Origin of the sequence: Listeria grandensis FSL F6-0971 (assembly GCF_000525835.1) — a bacterium.
GTDB classification, from domain to species: domain Bacteria; phylum Bacillota; class Bacilli; order Lactobacillales; family Listeriaceae; genus Listeria_A; species Listeria_A grandensis.
In genome coordinates this window covers 1-732 of sequence record NZ_AODD01000055.1, presented here as the reverse complement: position 1 = coordinate 732, position 732 = coordinate 1, and the positions used below count along the sequence as shown (strand labels likewise).

The following is a 732-nucleotide window of genomic DNA, read 5'->3' as shown; positions in this document are numbered from 1 at the left end:
TTGAGAAATTAATGCGTAACGGGAAAGAAGTAGTTACGCATGAAGACATCAATGATAAAGGACAAACAGTAACAATCAAAACACCAGAAATCGGCACAACATTACGTGACGAAGAAACAGGCACACAAAGCCCAAGTCCAGAAGAAGAAATCAGCCTTGTTGACACAGTTCGTTATGAAAATCTTACGCCAGGTCGTGAGTACACGGTGAAAGGAATTTTGATGGACAAATCTACAGAAGCACCATTATTAGTTGACGGTGAGCAAGTAGAAGCAGAAACAACATTCACACCAGAAACAGCCAATGGCGAAGTAGACGTAACCTTCACGTTTAACGCCAAAGCTTTAGCAGGTCAAGAAGTGGTAGCATTTGAGCGCCTGTATACTGACAACAAAGAAGTAGCGGTACACACGGACATTAATGATGCGAACCAAACCGTAAAATTCACCAAACCAGACCTAAAAACAATCGCGACAGATCAAAGTGGTGACAAAGAAATCATGCCAGAAGAAAAAGTAAGCATTATTGACAAGGTATACTATGAAGACTTAATCGTTGGAAAAGAATATACGGTAACAGGAAAACTAATGGATAAAGCAACAGGTATGCCAGTCGTATCAAACGGTAAAGAAGTGCTAGGCGAAACAACCTTCACACCAGAAGAGCCAAGCGGTGTCGTAGAAGTAGCCTTTGACTTAGATGCACGTGAACTAGCTGGAAAAGAAGTTGTTG

Annotated in this window: 1 protein-coding gene; it reads left to right on the top strand. The window is 41.4% G+C overall.

Going from position 1 to position 732, the window contains the following annotated elements:
• The coding region (locus PGRAN_RS15325; RefSeq protein ID WP_036068569.1) for a VaFE repeat-containing surface-anchored protein at positions 1 to 732 on the top strand (732 nt) is incomplete at both ends.